The organism is Pseudomonas sp. GW821-FHT04D07 (genome assembly GCF_059420225.1).
The window spans coordinates 43,645-66,578 of sequence record NZ_JBWKTH010000016.1 but is presented as its reverse complement, the minus strand read 5'-3'; the positions used below and the strand labels follow the sequence as shown (position 1 = coordinate 66,578).

The following is a 22,934-nucleotide window of genomic DNA, read 5'->3' as shown; positions in this document are numbered from 1 at the left end:
TGTTATGCGAGCTATCAGTGAGGCCGATAGCAATGAACCTGTTCCAACTGCGCGCATTCGATGCCGTGGCCCGCGAGGGCAGCTTTACCCGGGCCGCGGCCCGGCTGTTCATCAGCCAGCCGGCCGTGACCGGGCATATCAAGGCCCTGGAAGAGCACTACCAGATCACCTTGCTCAGGCGCACCGCGCGGCGTGTGGAACTGACCGCCGAGGGCACCCGGCTGGCGGCGATTACCCGGGCCATGTTCGGCCTGGCCGAGGAGGCCCAGGTCATGCTCGAAGCCAATCGGCAATTGTTGACCGGGCGCCTGGAAATCGCCGCGGACGGACCGCATAGGGTCATGCCTATGCTCGCCCGGCTACGGGCGCGCTATCCGGGAATCACCGTCAACCTGAGACTGGGCAATGCCCAGGAAACCCTGGCGGCGCTGTTGTCCGAGCATGCCGATGTGGCGGTGCTGACCGAGGTCGAGCCGCGTAAGGGCCTGTACCTGCAATCCCTGAGCGAGTCGCGGATCTGTGCGCTGGTGCCGCAGGGGCATCCATGGCTGGCCGAGCCACAGGGTATTGCCCTGGAGCAATTGGACCAGGTGATCATGGTGCTGCGCGAGCCGAGTTCGATCACCCGACGCACCTTCGACCAGGCCTGTACCCAGGCCGCTGTGAATCCGCGGGTACTGCTGGAACTGGACAGCCGCGAGGCGGTGACCGAAGCGGTGGCCGCGGAGTTGGGCGTGGGTATCGTCTCATCGCTGGAGGTCAGTCATGACCTCCGGGTGCGGGCGCTGCCGATCAGGGGTGACGGCTTGAGCAACCGGCACCAGATCGGCTGCCTGGAGCGGCGCAAGGAGCTGCGGCTGATTCAGGCGTTTCTCGGGCTGGCGCCGGAAACTGTTGCGTTGTTCAGCCCGGCCTGAAAAAAGGCCTGGCGCTGGTGCAGGCTCCAATGCTGCTGGATGTACTCATGCAGGGCCACGCATTGTCCGGGGTAAAGCAGCCAGAGCTGTTCCGGCGTGGCGGCCAGTTCCAGGGCCAGTCGCCGTCTGCCGGCGGGGCCCAGCAGGGCCGCGCCGCGGCTGTCACTGCGGCCTTCCAGGAGGATGTCATCGCGGCTCAGGCGCGCCAGTTCCTTGAGTCCGGGGCGGGGCATTCGCACGATGTACCAGATGTTTTCGCACAGGCAGCGTGTGGCGGCTGCTGGCGGTTTATCGGGGTGTTCATACAGATAGAACTCCCCGGGGTCCTCGTCCGTCGCATTGACGCTGTCCTGCTGTTCCCACGGCGCGGCACCGCCGAGTGGCAGATCGGCCAGCAGCGGCGGGTCGACGGCAGCGTAGCGGTCCCGGTCAGAGAGGAAACCACAGATCACCGGCTGGTCGGGCTCGTTCTCGACAAAATCGATCAGCACCTGGCTACCGACCCGCAGGGCCTGACCTTGCGCGGCCCCCGGCGCTACCCAGCAGCCTGGCGCGCGGTCCTCGGGCTGGACGCTGTTCGACAACTGCACCCGCAGGCGTCCCAGGGCATCCGGGCGGGCGGTGCCTGCATGTGCCCCCAGCACGGTGCCGATCTGATAACCCTGCGCGGCCGCGCGTTTGTGCCGCAAGGAGGGGCGAAATGGCGTTGCCCAGGGGATGGCCCGGAAGTGGTTGCTGTAGCCGTGGGCGCTGAAACACCCATCATGCAGGCCGTCGTCGTCCTCGACACTGAACGCGTCGATGGGGCCTTGGTCCAGGCACTGTTCGCCCCGATGCTGAACTTCGGTGATCAGCCATTGATCGTTGAGCGCTTGCCGTGGATGGCCGCCGATCCGTCGGACTTCGCCGCTGCGCAGGCTGTCCAGGTTGCTATAGCCCTGGATCTGGCGTTGTTCGCAACGCAGCCGCTCAAGGATACGCTGGCTGCGTTGCTGTTCGTGTCGCTGGCGCGGCGTGGGGCTGGCGGTGTGCAGGCCATAGGCGTGTGCCTGGTTGGCGGCGCTGTCGCCGGGTATCTGTGGTGGCCAGGCGGGGGGATGTCCGGGCAGTCGGCTGTCATGGCTGGCGAACATCTGGTGACGTTCGTAGAGTTGGCTGATAAAGGGCTGCCCGAGTCCCGAGGCACTGTCGTGACAGGGCACCACGCCGGACCGTTCGGGAAAACTCTGGGGGTCTTCGGCGAACACCAGGACATGCCGTTGCGGCGCCTGTTCGAAGTGATAGTGGATACCCTCTTCCTCGCAGAGCCGGTTCAGCAACTGCAGGTCGTTTTCATCCTGCTGCAGGCACAGGGTTCGGCGCGGGTACCGGCCGTGCTCGAGCTCGAAGCGGTAATCGGCGGCCTCCAGGTCGTGGGCCTGCAGCAGCCGCAGGAGAATCGCCGGAACACTCAGGTCGCAGAATGCCCGCCGTCGCGGGTAACGCGCCAGGGCTTGCAGGCGCGGTACCAACACCACCTGGTAATGACAGAGCCGGGGCTCCAGGTAGCGGCTGCTGATTTGCTCAATGACCCCATGCCAACTGGCCTGTCCGCGGCCCAGGCTCAGCCGGGCCGGACGATGCAGCAGGGGCTCCAGGTCCAGGGCGGTGTCGCCGAGCAATTCCATCTCGAAACGAAAGGGCTCGTTCAAGGCCTCACGGCCCTTGAAACGGATGACCGGCAAGGGGTCAGGGAGCAGGCCGATGGTCAGTGAGATCTGTCGTTCCTTGTCCTGAGGCATTTCGTCGCTTCTCCACGGATTTTGCGGCAGAGGGTACGAAAAGCCGATGGCACCTGGACACCGCAAAACGATGTTTGGGAAATTGCCTACGATCATCAGGGTAGAGTCGTAATCTTCGTCAGGTTTTGGTCGATTGGCGGGTTGTGGCCGTATAAACTGGGCGGCAAAGCGTCGGCCAATAAATGTCACGACGCCTCTGATCGAGAGAGTGAGTAATGGGCGCACAGTGGAAGGTTAAACACAAAGAAGCGGCGGCCAACGCCAAGGGCAAGATCTTTGGCAAGCTGGTCAAGGAAATCACCATTGCCGCCCGTAACGGTGCGGACATCGCCACCAACGCACACCTGCGTCTGGTGGTCGAGCAGGCGAAAAAGGCCTCGATGCCCCGTGAGACCCTGGAACGCGCCATCAAGAAAGGCTCGGGCCAGTTGGGCGAAACCGTGCAGTATCACCGCGTGACCTACGAAGGCTTCGCCCCGCACCAGGTGCCGTTGATCGTTGAGTGTGTCACCGACAACATCAACCGTACCGTGGCGGAAATCCGCGTGGCGTTCCGCAAGGGCCAATTGGGCGCGTCGGGTTCGGTGTCCTGGGACTTCAACCATGTCGGCCTGATCGAAGCGGCCCCGGACAGCCCGGAGGCGGATCCGGAAATGGCCGCTATCGAAGCCGGCGCCCAGGATTTCGAACCGGGCGAGGAGGGCGCGACCCTGTTCCTCACCGAGCCGACCGACCTCGACGCGGTGCAGAAAGCCCTGCCGGAGCAAGGCTTCACCGTGTTGTCGGCCAAGTTGGGTTACCAGGCGAAGAATCCGGTCAGCGGCCTGAGCGACGAGCAGATGGCCGAAGTCGAAGCCTTCCTCGAAGGCCTGGACAACCATGACGACGTGCAGGACATGTTTGTCGGCCTGGCGGGCTGATCCTGTAGGAGCGAGCTTGCTCGCGATGGTGGTCAGGACACCGAGGGGTATCAGGTGCCCGGCGTTATCGTTGACGTCCATCGCGAGCAAGCTCGCTCCTACAATGGCATTAGGGCTCGCCACCTGATCGTTTTATGCCAGTGTTGCGCAGATCGCCTCGAATCCCGGCCGGGCCAGCACATCCGGCTGGACGCAGCGCAACTGCAAGGCCTGCAGCGACTCAAGCGCAGGCTGATCCATCGCCCCGTCGATCCGCTCCAGCAACTCCCCCAGGAAAATCCCGAACGCGCGCACCTCGATACGTTGCAGGGCGCGGGTCTCCAGGCTGTCGGTCGGCGCATGGAACGACGCGGCGCCAAAATCCCCGAGCAGACAGTCCCCGGCTTCGTTGTAGAGAATATTGTGTGCGTACAGGTCGCCATGGCACAGCCCCAGGCGATGCAGATGCGCACCCACCGAGGCGATCCCGCGTGCCATGCGCAAGGCTTGACCGGCACTGAAGCGGGTCTCGCTCGGGTACACATCACGGCTGCACGAATCGAGGCTCGGCAACGCCGCGAGATTGGCGAATTGCCGATCGATCAGCTCCATCACCAGGCCGGCCTGGCCATCGGGATGGCCGGCGATGCGCCCTTCGACCTTGATCAGGCTCGGATGCAGGCCCGCTGCGATGCAGGCATTCATTTCATTCTGCGGCGAACCGTCGCTGGTCATGCTGCCTTTGTACAGTTTGACCGCCACCGATAAGGCTGGCGCTGCCGGACGGCTCCAGCGTGCCTGGCTGATCACCCCCGAGGCGCCTTCGCCCAGGCGCTGTTCAAGCTGCAACTGGTTCCAGTCGATGCTCGGCGTGCTGTCGCCGACCAGCACTTCGCCGGTGTGATCAAGCTTCGGGTTACCGGCGTAGGCGATCCAGGCCAGGCTCGGCAGGGTCAACAGCCACTGCGGCAACTCGTCCAACTGGTTGGCGGCGATGCGGATCAGTTCCAGCCTATGGCAGTCCGCCAGGCTGGCGGGCAGGGTGCGCAGGCGATTGCCGGCCAGCATGAGCTTCTGCAACAAGGGCCGGCGGCCCAGTTCTTCCGGCAGTTCGGTGATACGGTTGTCGGTCAGGATCAGCCAGCGCAAAAGAGGCGGCAGGCCGGCGGCCGGCACCTGCTCGATGCGGTTGGCCTTGAAGGCGACCATGCTCAGCTTGGCGCACTGGCCCAGGCAAACCGGCAACTCGGTGAACAGATTGTCCGAGCAGAACAGGATACGCAGATGCGGCAGCCGGTGCAGGTCGTCCGGCAAACTGCTCAGCGCGTTGCCGCTCAGATTGAGGATTTCCAGGGAGTCGGCCAGCTGGAAAATTTCCCGGGGGAACTCGCTCAGCCCGCAGGACAGGTCGAGTCGCTTGATACCGGTCAGTTGGCCGGCGCGCAGTTGGGCAAGGGTATCCATAAGCAGGCGTGAGTACTCGTCGCGATCATCGAAAAAAGACCGCCATGATAGCAATGTTGTTCAGTGATGGTGTTGTGATGAGCCAGTGCGGGGCGGGTGTCAGTCTTGGCTGACGGCCTCAGGCCCGACTTCGAGCAACTGTCCCAGCCGACTGCGGGTCCGCGCCAGGTCGATGGCGTTGCCGCCGAGGCTGTCACGCAGCGACCGCTCGCCGATCAACAGCAGGCGCTTGTCCTGGTCGTACAGCACGTCGATCAGGTTGATGAAACGCTGCTGGGCCGCGATCGAGCAGTCCTCCAGATTGGGCAGTTCATCAATGATCCAGGTGTCGAAGCGTCGGCACAGCTCCAGGTAATCCATCACGGCCGTGGGTTGGTCGCACAGGTCGGCGAACTCGAAACGCACGGTGCGCTCGGCACACAGGCGCACGTTAAGTTGCCGGGCACCCACCCGTAGGCCAAAGGCCGGAGCCTGGCGTTGCGGCAACCGCAGGGCCTGGCGTTGTGCCGGGCTGCCCGGCCAGACGTACTGGCCCTGGGTGAATTGCTGTTGGGTATGGCCGCGTGGCTGGCTGCGGTAGTCATGCGGGCCGCCGACCTCCATGACCTCCATGCGGGCGTTGATCAGGTCGATCACCGGCTTGAAGCGGGCGTGGTAGAGCGGATTGGGCAGCAGGCCCTCGGGTGGGTAATTGGAGGTGACCAACAACAGCACGCCGCGCTGGAACAGGGCCTTGAACAACCGACTGATGAGCATGGCATCGCCGATGTCATGGACATGGAATTCGTCGAAGCATAGCAGCCGGCAATCCTGGAGCAGTTCGTCGAGGGTCCGGCCCAAGGCATCCGGTGTTTCCCGATGACGGAACATGCCCTGGTGCAGGTGGGTAAAGAAGTCGTGGAAGTGCACTCGCTGTTTCTCGGCAATCGGCACGGCCTGGAAAAAGCCGTCCAGCAACCAGCTCTTGCCGCGTCCGACCGCTCCGTGCAGGTACAGGCTGCGTTGGCGGCCCTGGGGCGCGCTGTGCAGCAGCGCGCTGGCCTGCTGCGCCATGCGTTCGATGACCCGCTGCTGACTCAGGCTCAGGGTGTAACCCTGGTGGTTGGCCTTGCGTCGGAAATACTCATGCACGTCGTGGGCCGGCGCTATGACACTGGCCTTGCCAGCGAAAGCCTTGCCGAAGAAGCGGCGCAAGGCTGGCCAACGGGATTTCAGGCCAGGGCGATGGGGGGGCGGAGCGGCCAACGGAAAAGATCCCCTTGCGTAAAAATCCAGAGCGTCTGGGTCGTGATAGTGTGACAAACATCATGCCTCGGGAGGCACAATGCTATGGAAAAAGGATCAAGGCATATCGCTATATTGATTAATCTTTAACCACTTTCCAAGTTTTACCGTGACGTCTCAATCAAGGCAACCTCTATTCAGAAGGAGTTGGATCTTGAAATGACCTATGGCTTTGGCATTGTCCCATGTTCCGGGGCTGGTAAACCTGTTGCCTGTCGCAGGCGGATCTCAGGCCCATGCTTGAACAGGAGCCTGAACCCAGTGGAACAATCAGCCACCGCGTTCTACCTGATCCGCCGCGATCACTGGGTTTAGGGACGCTTCGCCCCTCTGCGCGGCGGTGCGGCGTTCCGACAAGCCGGCCCGCCACGGGGTAGTGTGTCTTTCAAGTGGATAACGCTGGCTACTAGCGCTCGATACTGCGGTTCCAGCGGGCGTTCCACTCAGGCCGCAGCAGGTTGACCTGATCCCAGTCGATGGCCACCGCTGTGTCCAGGTATTGCTTCATGGCCTCGACCTGGCCGCGGGTCTTGTCGGTGGTCGGGGTGTTGGGGTTGGACGGGATCTGGTCGCCATCTTCCAGTGCCGCCGCCTGGGCCTCGGGGGTCAAGAGGAACTCGGCGAGTTTCTGCGCCAACGCGGGCTCGGTGTTGTTGGCAATCGCGCACTCGGCGACGTTCAGCACCACCGCGCCTTCCTTGGGTTGTGCGTACTCCACCGGGATACCCTTGAGCTTGAGCGCAGTGACCTGGGTCGGGGTCAGCGGAAACAGCGCCGCTTCGTCGGTCTGGACCATCTCCGAAAGCTTGGCCGAACTCGGGATGTACTCCAGCACATTACGCCCCACGCTGCCCGGCCAGGCCTTGAAACCCGGCTCGACGTTGGTCTCGCTGCCGCCCTGAAGCCGGTTGAACATCAGGAAACCATGCAGGCCGAAGGTCGAGGACGACATCGACTGGAACACCAGTTTGTCCTTGTATTTGCTGTCCGCCATGTCCATCCACGAGGTCGGCGCGGCCCAGCCTTTTGCCTTGAACAGCCGCGTGTTGTAGGCCAGCCCGGTGACCCCCAGGCTGACGGCCACCGCCTGCTCCTTGATCCGGCCCTTGGCCGGGATCTGTGCCAGGGTCGGGCTGTCTTCGAGTTTGCTGCACAGGCCCATGGAGATCGCCCGGTACATGATTCCGTCATCGAGGAAGATCACATGCAGCTGCGGGTTGTCCTTGCTCGCCTGGACCTTGGCGAGAATGTCGGCGGAAGTGCCGGGCACAATGACCACCTTGACGTGATTGGCCTTTTCGAAGGGCGGCAGCACCTTGTCGGTGTACAAGCGCTCCATGGTCCCGCCGTTCATGCCCAGGTACAGCGTGGGCTCGGCTAGGGCCGGCGCGGCGCCCAGCAGGGTCATGAGAGGCAGGCAGGACAAACCGATCAGGGCATTGCGTTGAGCATTTTTCATGGCGCGATCTTCCTCTGGGTTCTGACGGCCCGCTCAAACAGCGGGGGTGGCGTGGAAACGGGTAATGGAAAAGGCTTCGATCGGCGTCGACGATTGGCCCTGGCACACCAGCTCGGCAAGGACTTCACCCACCGCCGGGCCGATCTGGAAGCCCGCGCCGGCAAAGCCGAATGCGTGCAGCAGACCGGGTTGGGTGCTGCTCGGGCCGATCACCGGCTGGCGGTCGGGCAGGTAGCCTTCGGTGCCGCTCCAAGTGCGAATCGCCTGGGCACCTTCAAGAAACGGATAGAGCTCGACGGCCTGGCGGAGAATCTCCAGCACGGCGCTCTGTCCCGGTCGGGCACGGGCGTGGTCGAGGGCAAAGCCCTGGCCGCCGCCCAGCACGCAGTTGCCGCGGGCGACCTGGCGGGCATAGATGCCACCGCCCTCGACACCGGTGCTGGCGTCCATCACCAGGGGCAAGGGTTCGGTCACCAACATCGCCGGATGGCCGGAATACATCGGCACTGCTTCACCGAACTGCGCGGCCAGGCTGCCAGCCCAGGCGCCAGCGCAATTGAGCAGCCAGGGCGCGTGAACCTCGAGGCCTTTCCGGGTCCGCAGGACAAAACCTCGGCCGTCGTGCTCGACCTGGCTCACCTCGCTCTGTTCCAGCACCGTCGCGCCGAGCTGGCGGGCAGCCCGGGCAAACGCCGGAGAGACCAGCCGGGGATTGGCGTGGCCGTCGTCGGGGCAGAAGGAGGCGCCTTCGGCGACCTGGCCGACCCACGGAAAACGCTGGCGCAACTGGTCACGGTCAAGCACTTGCAGGTCGAGCCCGAAGCCCTGGCTGCTGTCGGCATAGGCTTGCAGGGCGGCCAGGTCGCCGAGGCTACGGGCCAGCTTGAGATGCCCCGAGCGCTGGTATTCGCCATCGATACCGATCAGTTCTGGCAGGCGGGACCAGATCCCGTGGGCACGCTGGGACAGCGGCAGTTGCGACAATGGCCGACCCTGGCGGCGCACACCGCCGTAGTTCACGCCGCTGGAATGCGAGCCGCAGAAGTCCCGCTCCAGCAGTGCCACGCTACGGCCTTGACGGCTCAAGGCGAGGGCCGCCGAAGCACCGACAATGCCGCCGCCGAGAATCACCACGTCGACCTCGATCATGGCGCGACCTCCACGCCAAAGGGCAGTGGCTTGATTGGCGCCTGGGCCCGTAGACGGCCAATGCTGTCCAGGGCCAGGCCGCTTTCGCAGGCGATAATTTCCGCCGTCGCCGCACCACAGATCCGGCCCTGGCAGCGGCCCATGCCGACCCGGCAATGGGCCTTGACCCGATTGATCTCCCAATGGCCTTCGCGGACTACCGCGCGTACCTCGCCGACGCTGACTTCCTCGCAGCGACACAACATCAGCCTGTCCGGGGCTTCTTGCGCCCAGCGCAGGGGAAAAGGGAAGGCCTGTTCCAACCCCTGGCGGAACGCATCGATACGCTGCAGGCGAGTCTCCAGAAACGCTGTCCGCTGCGGATCAACGGCGCGTCCCAGGTCTTCCAGCAGCGCCAGCGCAGCTCGCTCGCCAGCCATTTCCGCCGCATCGGCGCCCATGATTCCGGCGCCATCGCCGGCCAGATACACGCCCGCCATGCTGCTGCGGCCGGTGCTGTCGCGCTCCGGCAGCCAGGCGCGATTCAAGGGGTTCCAGTTGAAGCGGCAACCCAGTAGATCAGCCAATTGGGTTTCGCTGCGCAACCCGTGGGCGAAGGCCAGCGCATCGCAGTCGAGCGCGCGCACGAAGCCGCCCTGGCGCCAGCGCAACGACTGCACGCGCTGTTCGCCGTCGACCTGTTGCAGATGGGCGTCCTGATGCACCGGGATGCCGTGGGCCATCAGCCAACTGCGGTAATACAGGCCCTTGGCGAGGGTCAGCGGTTGCCTGAGCAAACCGGGCAGGGCGCGGCACTGGGCACTGAAGGGCGCGCTGTCGAGCACCGCCACTACCTTCGCCCCGGCCTTGGCGTATTGGTAGGCCACCAGATACAGCAGCGGTCCGCTGCCGGCGAACACCACCCGTTGGCCGATGGCACAGCCCTGGTACTTCAGGGCAATCTGCGCGGCACCGAGACTGTAGACCCCGGGCAAGGTCCAGCCGGGGATCGGCAGCACCCGGTCGGTGGCGCCGGTGGCGACGATCACCTTCGAGTAGGCCAGGCGCCCGGCACGACCTTGTTGCAGTGTGTCGAGGGCAGAGTCCTCGGCATTCCACACCAGGGTCTCGGGCCGGTAGTCGAGTTGTTCGCGCAGACGCTCCAGGGTCTGGTGGATCGCGACGGCCTTGCGGGCTTCGAAACCGTAGAGCTTCACCGGCGAACGACGGAAGTTCTCCGGCTGGCGTCGATAGATCTGTCCGCCGCCGTGCGCGGCTTCATCCAGCAGGCAGGGGCGCAGGCCATGGGCTACCAGGGTTTGCGCGGCCCGGATACCGGCCGGTCCGGCCCCGACGATCACTATCTCAGACATGGGCAGCCCGCCGGCTCAAATCCCTTGTAGGAGCGAGCTTGCTCGCGATGGGCGTCAACGAAAACGCGGGGTATCCGGATAGTCGCGGTGCCCTTGGGTTCATCGCGAGCAAGCTCGCTCCTACAGGGTTGGATTTTGCGTACGTCATGGCGTGTTTCTCCCTTCTCGACGGACCTGCTGTCCGGCTTCGAGCATCGTCGAGCAGGCGCGCACCCGACGCCCGTCGGCCAGCCTGACCCAGCAATCCTGACAGGCGCCCATCAGGCAGAACCCGGCACGGGGCTCGCCGCCAAAGTCGCTGTGGCGCAGGTATTCCCCGGTGGTCAGCAGCGCGGTGAGCAGGGTATCGCCCTGCAGACCGCTGGCCGGTTCGCCGTCGAGGGTAAAGTCCAGGGCCGGGCGGTCGCCTTCGGCCAGTCGTTTCAGCAGTGCCATGTCGGCCTCATTGTTTGCCTACCAGTACCCGGTCCAGGCCATAGACCCGGTCGAGCAGAATCATCGTCAGCGCGGTCAGCGCAATCACCAGGGCCGAGACCGCCGCCATCATCGGGTCGATGGATTCGGTGGCGTACACGTACATGCGCACCGGCAGGGTCTGGGTCGCGGGGGAGGTGACGAAAATCGACAGCGTCACTTCGTCGAAGCTGTTGATAAACGCCAGCAGCCAACCGCCGGCCACGCCAGGCAGGATCATCGGCAGGGTGATCTGGCGGAACAGCGTGAAGCGCCCGGCACCGAGGGATTCGGCAGCCTGTTCGGCGCTGCGGTCCATGCCAATGGCGGCGGCCAATACCAGCCGCAGCACATAGGGGGTGATCACCAGCACATGGGCGCCGATCAGCCAGGCGAAGCTGCCGTTGACCCCCATCAGGGCGAACAGGCGCAACAACGCAACCCCGAGCACCAGGTGCGGGATGATGATCGGCGAGAGAAACAGGCCATTGAGAAAGTCCCGCCCGGGAAACTGATGACGGGTCATCGCCAGGGCCGCCGGAACCGCGATCAGGGTCGCCAGGCTGGCGGCGCTGAACGCCAGGATCAGGCTGTTGTAGAACGCCTGGACAAAGTCCGCGCGCTCGAACACCGCGCGGAACCAGCGCAATGAGAAGTCCGTGGTCGGCAGGCTCAGGGTGTTTTCCGGGGTGAAGGCCACCAGGCACACCACCACCAGTGGCGCCAGCATGAACACCACGATCAGGCTGTGGAACAGCAGGGCCAACGGGCCGTTTCTGGACATTTACGCGGCCCCCAGGGATTTTTTGTAGCGACGTTCGATCATCCGATTCCACGACAGCATGATCAGCAGATTGAGCAGCAACAGCACCACGGCAATCGCCGCGCCCATCGGCCAGTTGAGTTCCGAGAGGTACTGGTCGTAGACCAGGGTCGCGACCATCTTCAGGCGGCGTCCGCCGAGCAGGCCGGGAATCGCGAAGGAACTGGCGGACAGGCCGAACACGATCAGCGTGCCGGACAGCACTCCGGGCATGACCTGCGGCAACACCACCAGGTGCATCACCTTGGCGTGGCTGGCACCGAGGGACAGTGCGGCCTGTTCGGCGGCCGGGTCGAGTTTTTGCAACGAGGTCCAGACCGGGATGATCATGAACGGCAACATCACGTGGACCAGGGCGACCACTACCGCGAACGGCGTGTAGAGCAGCTTCATCGGTGCCAGGCCAAAGGCTTGCAGGCTTTGGTTGACCAAGCCGTCGGCACCCAGCAGAAGGCTCCAGCCGAAAGCCCGGACCACCACCGAAATCAACAGCGGGGTGAGAATCAGGATCAGGAAGATCGAGCGCCAGGGCGTGCCCATGCGACTGAGGATGTAGGCTTCGGGCACCCCGATCAGCACGCAGAGCAGGGTGGTCAGGCCGCTGATCCAGAAAGTCCGCAGGAAAATTTCATAGAAATACGGATCGCTGAACAGCACGCCGTAGTGTTCCAGGGTGTAGGCGTCGCTTTTGACCCCGGTCTGGTAATCGAAGACGTTGAACGACAGCACCGCGGTCAGGCCCAGCGGCAGGATCAGCAGGCCGAGGTAGAGCAGCAGGGCCGGCGCCGAGAGCAGGTAACCGCGGCGTCCCTGGCGCATCCGCGCGAGCAGGCTCATGCCGGCACCTCGCTGTGCTCCAGCACCCGCAGCAGCTCGGCCGGCCAATCCAGGCCCACTGTCGTGCCTTCGTTCAGTGGCGCCGCACCGTCATTGCGGCGCACCACCGTGAGCTCGCCGACAGCGGTATCGATCCGGTACAGCCACTGGCTACCGAGAAAGAAGCGGCTGAGGATTTTGCCGGGCAAACGACCGCTGCCGGCGGCCAGCAGGTCGATCTTTTCCGGGCGCAGGCTCAGGGTCAATTCCCCGTTGCCCGGCAGTTGACGGACTTGCGGGCAACCGCTGGCATCGCGGTCCCCCGGCAGCAGGTTGGCCTTGCCGACGAAGCCGGAGATGAACCGGGTGCGCGGGTGTTCGTAGAGCTTATAGGGCTCGTCGATCTGGGTGATGCGCCCGGCCTGCATCACCACCACGCGGTCGCTGATGGACAGCGCTTCGGCCTGATCGTGGGTGACCATCAGCGTGGTGATACCGACTTCGCGCTGAATACGGCGAATCTCGAACTGCATCTCTTCGCGCAGATTGGCGTCGAGGTTGGACAGCGGTTCGTCGAGCAACAGCACCGGCGGTTCGATCACCAGGGCGCGGGCGAGGGCGACCCGCTGGCGCTGACCACCGGACAGTTCGCGTGGATAACGTTCGGCGTGCTGGTGCAGACGCACCAGTTGCAGCACTGTCGCCACCCGTTTGCGCACTTCGGCGGCCGGCACCTTGCGCATGCGCAGGCCGAAAGCGACGTTGTCCTCGACACTCATATGGGGAAACAGTGCGTAGCTCTGGAACACCACGCCGAGGCCGCGACTGCTGGGCTTGGCGTGGGTGATATCGCGGTTGTCGAGAATAATCGCGCCGGCGCTGACTTCGACGAAACCCGCGATCATTTGCAGGGTCGTGGTCTTGCCGCAACCGGAGGGGCCGAGCAGCGAGACGAACTCGCCCTTGTCCACCGAGAGATGCGTGGCGACCACGGCATCGATCTCGCCATACCGCTTGCACACGCCTTCAAGTCGTAGAAAAGCCATAACTGCGTTCCACCTGTGTGTTGTTGTGCACGCCGGGGCGCACTTTTTTTGTCATGGGCAGAGACGAAAGGGTATTGCCGGGGTACGTGGTGCTCGACTTGTGTCGGCTACCGATGTTGTTCGAATCGCCCCTTGTGGACGCAGAGTAGGACGAAGCCTAGGATGTGCGAAAGGGTGAATTTCACTGGTGGAATGATTATTTTCATTTTCATTCATTGAATAAATTTCTAGATGAGAAAAGCATCAATGGATTCCAGTGAGCGGAATGACAAGAAAAATGAAGTCGGTGTCAGTGCGGTGTCGCGGCTGTTTGCCGTGTTGCGCAGCCTGGGGGAGACACCGGAGGGCGGCGAACGGGTGACCCAGTTGGCCGAGCGGGTCGGTTTGTCCCAGCCGACCACGCATCGGCTGCTGCGCAGCCTGGTGGACGAGGGCATGGTCGAGCAGGACGGGCGCAGCAAACGCTATCGCCTGAGCCTGGATTTTTTTGCCCTCGCGGCCCGGGCCGGGCAGACCGGCAATCTGCGCGAACTGGTGCGCCCGGCGTTGTTGCGCTTGTCGGCGTCATTGGGGGATTCGCTGTTCCTCCTGGCTCGCAGCGGTTTCGATGCGATCTGCCTGGACCGTAGCGAAGGGCCGTTTCCGATCCGCACCTTTACCGGCGATATCGGTGGCCGCGTGGCCCTGGGCGTGGGGCAGGGCAGCCTGGCGATCCTCGCCTTCCTGCCGGAAGAGGAGCGGGAAACGGTGATTCGTTACAACCTGCCGCGGCTGCGGGATTTCCATCTGTATGACGAAGTGCTGCTGCGTTCGGAAGTGGAGAATGTACGCAAGCTCGGCTATGCCGGTCGTAACACTGGGGTGTTGCAGGGCATGGCCGGGGTCGCGGTACCGATTCTGGATCGCGAGGGGCGGGCGGTGGCGGCGTTGAGTGTTGCCACCATCAGCGACCGCCTGGGGCCGGATCGCTTGCCGACGGTGGTGGAGTTGCTCAAGCGCGAGGCCGCGGCGGTCGGGCCGCGGATCAATCCGTTTGATCCGTTGTTGCGGCGGCCGTCGCAGATATTTGGTGCTGCACCGTAGGGGGCTCTGCTTGGTAGTTCTTGGGTGAACTCAAGGGCCTCTTCGCGGGCAAGCTCCGCTCCCACAATATCGGAGTCGTACTCAAAATCCGTGTACAACGGAGATCCTGTGGGAGCGGAGCTTGCCCGCGAAGAGGCCCTCAAGAACAGCGAAAGCCTCAGCCCCTAGAACCGCGTGGTCTGCCGCAGCAACTGCGCCGCCGGACTGTCCGCTGGGGTCACCATCGCGTAGTTGTAGCCGCTGCCGGACCAGTACTCGGCCTGCAACTCGCCATCACGCCGCCCACCGCGTTCCAGCAGATGGTTCTGCGGCCCCGGCGGCCGTACGTAGTAGCTGATCCGCTGCCCTTGCGGGTTCTCATACAAAACCATCGCCGCCGCGCCCTGCTCGGTGCTCAGCAAGCGCGCGCTGACCGGCTTGAATCCGGCATCCTGCAAGTTCGGCAGGCGGTTGGCCTGGGTAAAGTAACGGTCGAGCCAGCCTTGCAGGTCGCCACTCTGCTCGACCTTGAAGTCCGCCGGCAGGCTGTCCTGGGTGGCGAACATGCGATAGGCCTGCACCGCATCGGCCATCGGCGCGGGCAGCGGGAGGGTCATTTGCCGAGCCTGCCAGCCGCTGACACCGCCGAGGCTCACGGCAATCAGCAACATCGCGGCACTGGCCAGGTGGCGACGGGACTGACCGCGCAGGCGTCGGCGAATCACGCTCGGGTCCAGCGCCGGGTTCGCCGGTATCTGCAAGGCGCCGCCCAGGGCCGCTCGCAGGTGCTGGGCATCACGCTGCCAGTCGCGGACCTGCTCGGCCAGCTCCGGGTGGGTCGCCAGGTACGTCTCCAGCAGCTGCCGGTCGGCGTCGCTGAGCTGATGATCGACGTAGGCGTGCAGGTCGCGTTCGCTTGGGGGAATAGTGATCATTTCAATATCCGCAGGGAGGGGCTGGTGATTTCGCCTTCGCTGAGCTGGCGCAGGGCCTGTCGGGCGCGGGACAGACGCGACATCACGGTGCCGGTGGGGACGTCGAGAATCTCGGCGACTTCCTTATAACTCAAACCTTCCACCGAGACCCAGAGCAACAACGCCCGTTGTTCGGTGGGCAGCCGCTCGAAGGCTTCCAGGGTCGACTGGGCCACCACCGTGCGTTCCAGCGAGGGCTGGGCGTCGTCGCGGCCGGTAAAAAACTCGAGCATCCGCGCATAGCGTTTGCCGCGACGGTGGGCGTCGATGAATTGGCGATACAGGATCGAGAACAGCCAGGCCCGCAGGTCGCTTTCCGCACGCTTGTTGCCCCAACTGGACAGAGCCCGCTCCAGGCTGGCTTGGACCAGGTCGTCGGCGCTGCTGGGATTGCGTGTCAGCGACACGGCGAAGCGCCGCATCCGGGGGATCAGTTCACGTAACTGCTCATCGAGATCGTTCATGGAATCCTGCGGGCTCTTAACCAGTCACTACGCCTGGACTAGCAAGACGCCTGGCCTCGAAGGTTATTCCAGCGGTCGGAAAATAAACATTCGAAAAAATAAATCGGAGCGTCTGGAATAAACCGGACCGGCCTTCGTCTTATAGCTCCTTCACCCTGTGGCCGCCTGAGGCCCTGGAGTTTTTTCATGGTAGATCACACACCACCGCCCCTCAGTGGGTCGAGCAAGGTCTTGCGCCTGGCCGGCATTGCCGCCGTGGTCGCCGCCCTGGTCGGGGCTTTTGCCTATGTCAGCGGTCGGCTCGATCCGGGGCGTCTGACGCCCGGGCGCATCGTCAATACCTTCGAGAAAAACAACGGCCTGCATGCCGGTTTCAGGCGCAATCATGCCAAGGGCGTGTGCGTGGCCGGGTATTTTGAAAGCAGCGATGCCGCGCGTGCCTATTCCACCGCCCAGGTCTTTCGCGAAGGCAGCGTGCCGGTGGAAGGACGCTTCGCCTTGCCCAGCGGAAATCCCTATGCGCCGGACAGCAGCGTACCGATTCGCAGTCTCGGCTTGCGTTTCACCCAGGCCAACGGCCAGCAATGGCGTACCGGGATGAACAGCATGCCGGTGTTTCCGGTGGGTACGCCCGAGGCGTTCTTCCAGCAGCTCAAGGCGGCTTCCCCCGACCCGAGCACCGGCAAGCCGAACCCGGCGGCCATGGCGGCGTTCTTCGCCAGCCATCCGGAAACCGCGCCGTTCCTGCAATGGGTCAAGACCGCCAAGCCGTCGGCCAGCTATGCCACCGAAAGCTACAACGGCCTGAATGCCTTCTACCTGATCGACGCGGCCGGCCAGCGCCAGGCCGTGCGTTGGGGGTTGGTGCCGCTGAGCCAGGATGCCGCGGGGGCGACGGCGCCGGACGGTGCCGACTTCCTGGCCCAGGACCTGGCCCAGCGCCTGGCGGCCGGGCCGTTGAAATGGCAGCTGCGCCTGACCCTGGCCAACCCGGGTGATCCGACGGACGATGCCAGCCGGCAATGGACCGGCGAACACAAGGTGCTCAACGCCGGTACACTGGTGCTGGAAAGCACCCAGCCCCAGGACGATGGCGATTGCCGTGATATCAATTACGACCCGCTGGTCCTGCCGAGCGGCCTCGAGGCCTCGGCTGACCCCCTGCTGGCGGCGCGTTCGGCGGCTTATGCCAGTTCCTATCTGCGTCGCACCAGCGAAGTCGGCGCCTTGCCCGCTGCCCATTCGTCACAGGAGACCCGTCCATGAGCGCCTCTTCGAATCACTTCGCGCCCTTGGCGCGCCTGCTGCATTGGTTGATGGCGCTGATGATCCTGGCGATGCTGTTTATCGGTGCCGGTATGGTGGCCTCGGTGTCCGAGCGGCATGAGTGGTTGCTGCACCTGCACAAGCCGCTGGGGATGGCGATCCTGCTGTTGGTGGTGGTGCGTCTGGTGGTGCGTTTCAGTACCCGCCAGCCGCCGCTGCCGAATAACTTGCCGGGTTGGCAGGTGCTGGCGGCTAAGCTCTCCCATGTGCTGCTGTATGCCTTGATGTTGGCGTTGCCGCTGCTGGGTTGGGCGATGATTTCGGCCGCGGGGGATCCGGTGATGTTGAGTCGTTCGCTGCAGTTGCCGGCGATCGTCTCGGCCAATCCGACGACCTTTGCCTTGTTGCGCAAGGCTCATGGGTACCTGGCGTATCTGCTGTTCCTGACGGTATTGATGCACCTGGCGGCGGCGTTGTTCCATGGCTGGATTCGCCGGGATGGGGTGTTGCAAAGCATGGTGCGTGGTAAAGATTGAAGGCTGTCAGGCACGACCGAAACCTGTAGGAGCCAGCTTGCTGGCGATGGCGATCTTCGCGGCACCGCCAAAATCCCAGCCTGTCGGCTGATCGCCAGCAAGCTGGCTCCTACAGAACTCGGCGTGTTATTCGCGGGAAAACCGCTCGCGGCTATTGCTCAGGTGCGTCCACATCGCCGCCCGCGCCGCATCCGGGTCCTGGCGGCGGATGGCGTTGAGGATCGCCTCGTGCTCCAGGCTGGCTAACTGGCCCAGTTGCGCCAGGTCGGCATCACCGCGCTCCGCACCCGGCACCCGGGTACGCGGAATCATCGAGCTGCCCAGGTGCAGCAAGATCTCGGAAAAGTAGGCATTGCCGGTGGCTTCGGCGATCAGCAGATGAAAACGCTGGTCGGCCGCCACGCAACTGTCGTTGTTGGCCAACAGGCTTCGATATTCGTCCAGAGCCGCGCGCATCTGCTTGAGATGCTCGTCGCTGCGCCGTCGCGCCGCCAGCGCCGCCGCCTGGGTTTCCAGGCCCAGGCGCAGTTCCAGCAGGTCGCGCACGCTCAGCGCGGTTTCCACATTCAGGCGCAAGCCGTGGGGCTCCTGGCGCTCCAGAACGAAGCTGCCGACCCCATGGTGGGTTTCCACCCAACCCGCCGCCTGCAATTTGGAAATCGCTTCGCGCACCACCGTGCGGCTGACCTTGTGCTCGCTGACGATGGCGCTTTCCGACGGCAGCTTGTCGCCCGGTTTCAAATGCCCCAGGCGAATCTGCTGGGTCAGGTGATCGACCAGGTCGTGGGCCAGGTTGGGGCTGCGTTTGCGCCGTGGCGCGGAGGGGGCGGTTTCAGTGTTCATGGGCGTGTCACGCAGGGGCGAGGGGACAGCTTAACACTCGTCTGACAAGTGGCGTAGCGATGACCGTCATCATGTATGACAACTTGAAGTCAGAAGCCGCTCCTTCTAAAGAATGGCGGTGCCCAAGCCTTTTTGTGTGTTTCTACTGGGTACTTTTTTAATTTAATAAAATACTTATAAATCAAATAGATATAAATTTACTACGAAGGTTTTTTGTTCGCCGTCGATGATTTCTGCCTATAAAACGCGGCTGTGGCACTTGTTGCGTTATTTTTCTACTTGTATGATGACTGTCGACTGGATCGGCTGATCCAGCACCCCGCACACAAAAATAACCCGTGGGAGACCTGTCGTGAACAACACCCTAGATCCGTCCGCAGTAGCGGCGCGCGATTCCCTGCTGGCCGTCGCCGTAGCGAAGGTCAAGCGGCATGTGCTGCCGCTGTTCGTCATCATGTTTATCGTCAACTACATCGACCGGGTGAACATCGGCTTTGTGCGCACGCATCTGGAACATGACCTGGGCATCGGCGCCGCGGCCTACGGTTTCGGTGCCGGGTTGTTCTTTATCGGTTATGCACTGTTCGAAGTGCCCTCCAACATCCTCTTGCAGAAGGTCGGCGCACGGCTCTGGCTGACCCGCATCATGTTCACCTGGGGGCTGGTGGCCACGGCCATGGCTTTTGCCCAGAACGAAACCCACTTCTATATCCTGCGTTTCCTGCTGGGGGTGGCCGAGGCCGGCTTCTTTCCCGGGGTGATCTACTACTTCACCCGCTGGCTGCCAGGGGTTGAGCGTGGCAAGGCAATTGCCATCTTCCTCAGCGGCTCGGCCGTGGCCTCGCTGATTTCCGGCCCGTTGTCCGGGGCCCTGTTGCAGATCGAAGGCTTCGGCTGGCACGGCTGGCAGTGGATGTTCATCATTGAGGGCCTGGCGTCGGTGGTGCTCTGCGGGTTCACCTGGTTCTGGCTTGACTCCACGCCCAGGGATGCGAAGTGGTTGAGCGTCGCCGAGCAACAGTTGCTGGTACAGGTCATCGAAGACGAACAGCAGCTGCGTGATGCCTCGATGCCGGTCAAACCGTCGATCTGGAGTTTGCTCAAGGACCGCCAGATCCTGTTGTTCTGCGTGCTGTATTTCTGCATCCAGCTGACCATCTATGCCGCCACCTTCTGGCTACCGAGCATCATCAAGAAGATGGGTACGCTCAGCGACCTGCAGGTGGGTTTCTTCAACTCGATTCCCTGGCTGATTTCGATCATCGCCATGTACACCTTCGCGGCCGCCTCGGGCAAGTGGAAACACCAGCAGGCCTGGGTCGCCTCAGCACTGCTGATCGCGGCGTTGGGGATGTTCATGTCCACCACCGGCGGGCCGATCTTCGCCTTTGTCGCGGTGTGCTTCGCGGCCATCGGTTTCAAGTCCGCGTCGTCGCTGTTCTGGCCGATTCCCCAGGCCTACCTGGATGCGCGTATCGCGGCGGCGGTGATCGCCCTGATCAACTCCACGGGCAACCTCGGCGGCTTCGTCGCCCCGGCCACCTTCGGCTTGCTGGAGGAACGCACCGGTTCGATCCAGGGCGGCTTGTACGGCCTGGCGGCGGCCTCGGTGATCGCCGCGATCCTGGTGTTCTTTGCCCGCACCCAGCCCAAATCGACCCACACATTGCCAGGATCGGTCCGCCCGGCTCTGAACAAATCCCATTGAATACTGCGGTTGAACACAGGTACGAATCATGACGACAAACACTTTGCACGCGGCCGGCCAGGCCCCTGTCATCACCCGCTTGCAGGTCATTCCGGTGGCCGGCCACGACAGCATGCTGCTGAACCTGAGCGGTGCCCATGGCCCGTTTTTCACCCGCAATATTGTGATCATCACTGACAGCAGCGGTCACACCGGCGTTGGTGAAGTGCCCGGCGGCGAGCGTATCCGCGCCACCCTGGAAGATGCCGGTTCGTTGCTGCTGGGGCAGTCCATCGGCAACTACCAAAAGCTGCTCAACGCGGTGCGCCGCACTTTCGCCGAGCGCGATGCCGGCGGTCGCGGCCAGCAGACCTTTGATCTGCGGATCACCATTCATGCGGTGACGGCACTGGAAGCCGCGTTGCTGGACCTGCTCGGCCAGTTCCTCGGGGTGCCCGTGGCGGCCCTGCTGGGTGAGGGGCAGCAGCGCGAGGCGGTGAAGGTGCTGGGTTATCTGTTCTATATCGGTGATCGTGGCAAGACCGACCTGGCCTATCGTCATGAAGCCGATGCCGATGACGCCTGGTTCCGCCTGCGTCATGAAGAGGCAATGACCCCCGAGGCCATCGTCAAGCTGGCCGAAGCCGCCCAGGCGCGTTACGGCTTCAATGACTTCAAGCTCAAGGGCGGCGTGCTCAGTGGCGCCGCGGAAATCGAGGCGGTGACGGCGCTGGCCGAGCGCTTTCCCCTGGCGCGGATCACCCTCGATCCCAACGGCGCCTGGTCGCTGAAAGAGGCCATCGCCCTGTGCCGTGATCAGCACCATGTATTGGCCTACGCCGAGGACCCTTGCGGTGCCGAGCATGGCTACTCCGGTCGTGAAGTCATGGCCGAGTTCCGCCGGGCCACCGGCCTGCCGACGGCAACCAATATGATCGCTACCGATTGGCGGGAAATGGGCCACGCGATTCAATTGCACGCCGTCGACATTCCCTTGGCCGATCCGCATTTCTGGACCATGCAGGGTTCGGTGCGGGTTGCGCAGATGTGCCATGAATGGGGCCTGACCTGGGGTTCGCATTCCAACAACCACTTCGATATTTCCCTGGCGATGTTCACCCATGTGGCCGCTGCCGCGCCGGGTGAAATCACCGCCATCGACACCCATTGGATCTGGCAGGACGGCCAGGGCCTGACCAAGGACCCGTTGCAGATTGTCGACGGTTTTATCCAGGTACCGCAAAAGCCGGGGTTGGGCATCGAGCTGGATATGGATGCGCTGGCCAAGGCCCATGAGTGCTACAAGAACATGGGCCTCGGCGCCCGCGACGATGCCGTGGCGATGCAGTTCCTGGTTCCCGGCTGGTCGTTTAACAACAAGCGGCCGTGCCTGGTGCGTTGAGACCTGTTCAATCCGCTGAAAAAACCTTCAGGAAAAGGCCGAACACGGTCTACTGTAGGAGCAGCCGGTCAATGTTGGTTTAGGTGAACAACATGCCTGGGATAGAGTGTTGGGCTTGAGAGGGTGTATGCCGACGTTTTACGACGCACGCGGGAATATGTATGCCGTGGCGAGTCCCGCCGAAGTGCGCGGACTGGGCCTGGAGGTGCCGGCGAATGCCGCGCAGGCAGCGTTGCGGCGCCAGGACTGGGCGCCCGAGGCGGTGGAGGCACTCTGTGGTTGGGGAGCACAGGCGCCGGCGCGAGGTGGCAAACAGCATCGCTCCGACGGCTTGCTGGTCGGGCCGTTCCAGGGCGAAGCGCCATTCGACCTGTTGATCATCAATACCGATGGCACCCTGGCCGAGCGCAGTGGCAACGGTTTGACGATTTTCGCCCAGGCGTTGACCGAGCAAGGCTTGATGCCGGCCCAGGGCGGCTGTCTGCTGAGGGTCCATCACGATCAGCCGGGCGGCCTCTCTCCGCTCGTCACCTCGGTCGAGCCAGCGCAGCTCGAGGGTCAGCCGGGTTTCTGGCTGGACCTGGGAAAACCGGCGTTCGGTCCGGCGGCGGTGGCGGCCCAGGGTGTCGGCGAGGCTGAATTGAACGGCCGTCCGTTGAGCCATGTCGCGGCCTTGTCGAGCCTGAATGCGGCCTGGCAGCGCAGCCAGTTCGTGCGCATCGGCAATCCGCATTGTGTGACCCTGGTCGACGAGGTGGCGTTGCTGCCGAGCAATGCGCAGATGGACGAACCGGCATTGGCGCCGGGCTTGACGCGCCTTGCTTTCGCTCCACCGGTCGGTACTGGCGAGCCTTGTGCGGCGGGGCTGAATCTGCAATGGGCGACCCGGGTGGCGCCGGGGTACTTGCAGGCCCGGGTGTTCGAACGCGGTGAAGGGCCGACGGCGTCTTCCGGCACCAGCGCCAGCGCAGTGGCCTGTGCCGCCTGGCGGGTCGGTTGGGTCGAGGCCGGCGAAGTCCGGGTCAGCATGCCGGGCGGTACGGCACCGATTCGCCTGGTGGGGCTGGAGGGTGAGCTGCAGAGCGTCCATCTGTTTGGCGCGGCCCAGCGTCAATCCTGAAGGTCGGCGCTCGCTGCCGACACCATGAGCAGAAAAAACACCCTCTCCACAGGCCTGTTTTGCCCTTGTCCGGCCTTGGCGGTTTTGGCTTGATGGGTTGGCAGGGTTGAAGGCTGGCGAGCACCTTGCCCTGATCG

At 63.7% G+C, this 22,934-nt stretch carries 21 protein-coding genes; 8 read left to right on the top strand and 13 right to left on the bottom strand.

Annotated elements, in window-relative coordinates:
• Positions 1-32: 32 nt before the first annotated feature.
• The gene (locus tag AC07T0_RS19015) at positions 33-917 is read left to right on the top strand and encodes a LysR substrate-binding domain-containing protein (protein WP_495002675.1); all 885 of its coding nucleotides are present in this window, start codon (positions 33-35) and stop codon (positions 915-917) included.
• Here the strand turns inward: AC07T0_RS19015 and AC07T0_RS19010 are convergent.
• The gene (locus AC07T0_RS19010; protein WP_495002674.1) at positions 863-2,698 is read right to left on the bottom strand and encodes a type VI secretion system Vgr family protein; all 1,836 of its coding nucleotides are present in this window, start codon (positions 2,696-2,698) and stop codon (positions 863-865) included. The genes AC07T0_RS19015 and AC07T0_RS19010 overlap by 55 nt on opposite strands.
• A 215-nt stretch (positions 2,699-2,913) precedes the next feature.
• On the opposite strand from AC07T0_RS19010, the gene AC07T0_RS19005 reads away from it, so the two are divergent.
• Positions 2,914-3,618, top strand: coding sequence for a YebC/PmpR family DNA-binding transcriptional regulator (locus AC07T0_RS19005; protein ID WP_495002673.1), 705 nt, complete (start codon positions 2,914-2,916; stop codon positions 3,616-3,618).
• Positions 3,619-3,750: 132 nt separating this feature from the next.
• Here the strand turns inward: AC07T0_RS19005 and AC07T0_RS19000 are convergent, their stop codons facing one another.
• The 9 genes from AC07T0_RS19000 to AC07T0_RS18960 all read right to left on the bottom strand — a co-directional run bounded on the left by AC07T0_RS19000 (position 3,751) and on the right by AC07T0_RS18960 (position 13,443).
• Complete coding sequence (locus AC07T0_RS19000; RefSeq protein WP_495002672.1) at positions 3,751-5,061, bottom strand: leucine-rich repeat-containing protein kinase family protein; 1,311 nt, start codon at positions 5,059-5,061, stop codon at positions 3,751-3,753.
• Between the two features lie 99 nt (positions 5,062-5,160).
• Complete coding sequence (zapE, locus tag AC07T0_RS18995) at positions 5,161-6,306, bottom strand: cell division protein ZapE (RefSeq protein WP_495002671.1); 1,146 nt, start codon at positions 6,304-6,306, stop codon at positions 5,161-5,163.
• A gap of 445 nt (positions 6,307-6,751) precedes the next feature.
• Complete coding sequence (locus AC07T0_RS18990) at positions 6,752-7,804, bottom strand: ABC transporter substrate-binding protein (RefSeq protein WP_495002670.1); 1,053 nt, start codon at positions 7,802-7,804, stop codon at positions 6,752-6,754.
• A 33-nt stretch (positions 7,805-7,837) separates the two neighbouring features.
• The gene (locus tag AC07T0_RS18985; protein ID WP_495002669.1) at positions 7,838-8,953 is read right to left on the bottom strand and encodes an NAD(P)/FAD-dependent oxidoreductase; all 1,116 of its coding nucleotides are present in this window, start codon (positions 8,951-8,953) and stop codon (positions 7,838-7,840) included.
• Positions 8,950-10,305 (bottom strand): FAD/NAD(P)-dependent oxidoreductase, encoded by a 1,356-nt coding sequence (locus AC07T0_RS18980; RefSeq protein ID WP_495002668.1) that lies wholly within the window; start codon positions 10,303-10,305, stop codon positions 8,950-8,952. Before AC07T0_RS18980 ends, AC07T0_RS18985 begins: the two co-directional genes overlap by 4 nt.
• A gap of 144 nt (positions 10,306-10,449) precedes the next feature.
• Positions 10,450-10,740 (bottom strand): (2Fe-2S)-binding protein, encoded by a 291-nt coding sequence (locus AC07T0_RS18975; RefSeq protein WP_495002667.1) that lies wholly within the window; start codon positions 10,738-10,740, stop codon positions 10,450-10,452.
• A gap of 7 nt (positions 10,741-10,747) precedes the next feature.
• The gene (locus AC07T0_RS18970) at positions 10,748-11,542 is read right to left on the bottom strand and encodes an ABC transporter permease (protein ID WP_248797520.1); all 795 of its coding nucleotides are present in this window, start codon (positions 11,540-11,542) and stop codon (positions 10,748-10,750) included.
• The gene (locus tag AC07T0_RS18965) at positions 11,543-12,418 is read right to left on the bottom strand and encodes an ABC transporter permease (RefSeq protein WP_495002666.1); all 876 of its coding nucleotides are present in this window, start codon (positions 12,416-12,418) and stop codon (positions 11,543-11,545) included.
• Positions 12,415-13,443: an ABC transporter ATP-binding protein gene (locus tag AC07T0_RS18960; RefSeq protein ID WP_495002665.1), complete on the bottom strand. Its 1,029-nt coding sequence runs from the start codon at positions 13,441-13,443 to the stop codon at positions 12,415-12,417. The genes AC07T0_RS18965 and AC07T0_RS18960 overlap by 4 nt, the downstream gene beginning before the upstream one ends.
• 246 nt (positions 13,444-13,689) lie before the next feature.
• On the opposite strand from AC07T0_RS18960, the gene AC07T0_RS18955 reads away from it, so the two are divergent.
• On the top strand, positions 13,690-14,526 hold the full coding sequence (locus AC07T0_RS18955; RefSeq protein WP_495002664.1) for an IclR family transcriptional regulator: 837 nt from the start codon (positions 13,690-13,692) through the stop codon (positions 14,524-14,526).
• Positions 14,527-14,690: 164 nt separating this feature from the next.
• Here the strand turns inward: AC07T0_RS18955 and AC07T0_RS18950 are convergent, their stop codons facing one another.
• Positions 14,691-15,440, bottom strand: coding sequence for an anti-sigma factor family protein (locus tag AC07T0_RS18950; RefSeq protein ID WP_495002663.1), 750 nt, complete (start codon positions 15,438-15,440; stop codon positions 14,691-14,693).
• Positions 15,437-15,943 carry a sigma-70 family RNA polymerase sigma factor gene (locus AC07T0_RS18945; RefSeq protein WP_495002662.1) on the bottom strand — a complete coding sequence of 169 codons (507 nt, stop codon included), beginning with the start codon at positions 15,941-15,943 and terminating at the stop codon, positions 15,437-15,439. The genes AC07T0_RS18950 and AC07T0_RS18945 overlap by 4 nt, the downstream gene beginning before the upstream one ends.
• A gap of 186 nt (positions 15,944-16,129) precedes the next feature.
• Here AC07T0_RS18945 and AC07T0_RS18940 point away from each other — a divergent pair, with 186 nt between their 5' ends.
• Entirely contained in the window at positions 16,130-17,209 is a 1,080-nt protein-coding gene (locus AC07T0_RS18940; protein WP_495002661.1) for a catalase family peroxidase, read from the top strand.
• Positions 17,206-17,745, top strand: coding sequence for a cytochrome b (locus AC07T0_RS18935; RefSeq protein ID WP_495002660.1), 540 nt, complete (start codon positions 17,206-17,208; stop codon positions 17,743-17,745). The genes AC07T0_RS18940 and AC07T0_RS18935 overlap by 4 nt, the downstream gene beginning before the upstream one ends.
• A 126-nt stretch (positions 17,746-17,871) precedes the next feature.
• Here the strand turns inward: AC07T0_RS18935 and AC07T0_RS18930 are convergent, their stop codons facing one another.
• Positions 17,872-18,588 (bottom strand): FadR/GntR family transcriptional regulator, encoded by a 717-nt coding sequence (locus AC07T0_RS18930; RefSeq protein ID WP_495002659.1) that lies wholly within the window; start codon positions 18,586-18,588, stop codon positions 17,872-17,874.
• A 352-nt stretch (positions 18,589-18,940) separates the two neighbouring features.
• On the opposite strand from AC07T0_RS18930, the gene AC07T0_RS18925 reads away from it, so the two are divergent.
• The 3 genes from AC07T0_RS18925 (at position 18,941) to AC07T0_RS18915 (ending at position 22,797) form a co-directional block, all read left to right on the top strand.
• Complete coding sequence (locus AC07T0_RS18925; protein ID WP_495002658.1) at positions 18,941-20,296, top strand: MFS transporter; 1,356 nt, start codon at positions 18,941-18,943, stop codon at positions 20,294-20,296.
• A gap of 28 nt (positions 20,297-20,324) precedes the next feature.
• Complete coding sequence (gudD, locus tag AC07T0_RS18920; RefSeq protein ID WP_495002657.1) at positions 20,325-21,677, top strand: glucarate dehydratase; 1,353 nt, start codon at positions 20,325-20,327, stop codon at positions 21,675-21,677.
• A 127-nt stretch (positions 21,678-21,804) separates the two neighbouring features.
• Entirely contained in the window at positions 21,805-22,797 is a 993-nt protein-coding gene (locus AC07T0_RS18915; protein WP_495002656.1) for a diaminopimelate epimerase, read from the top strand.
• Positions 22,798-22,934: the final 137 nt, after the last annotated feature.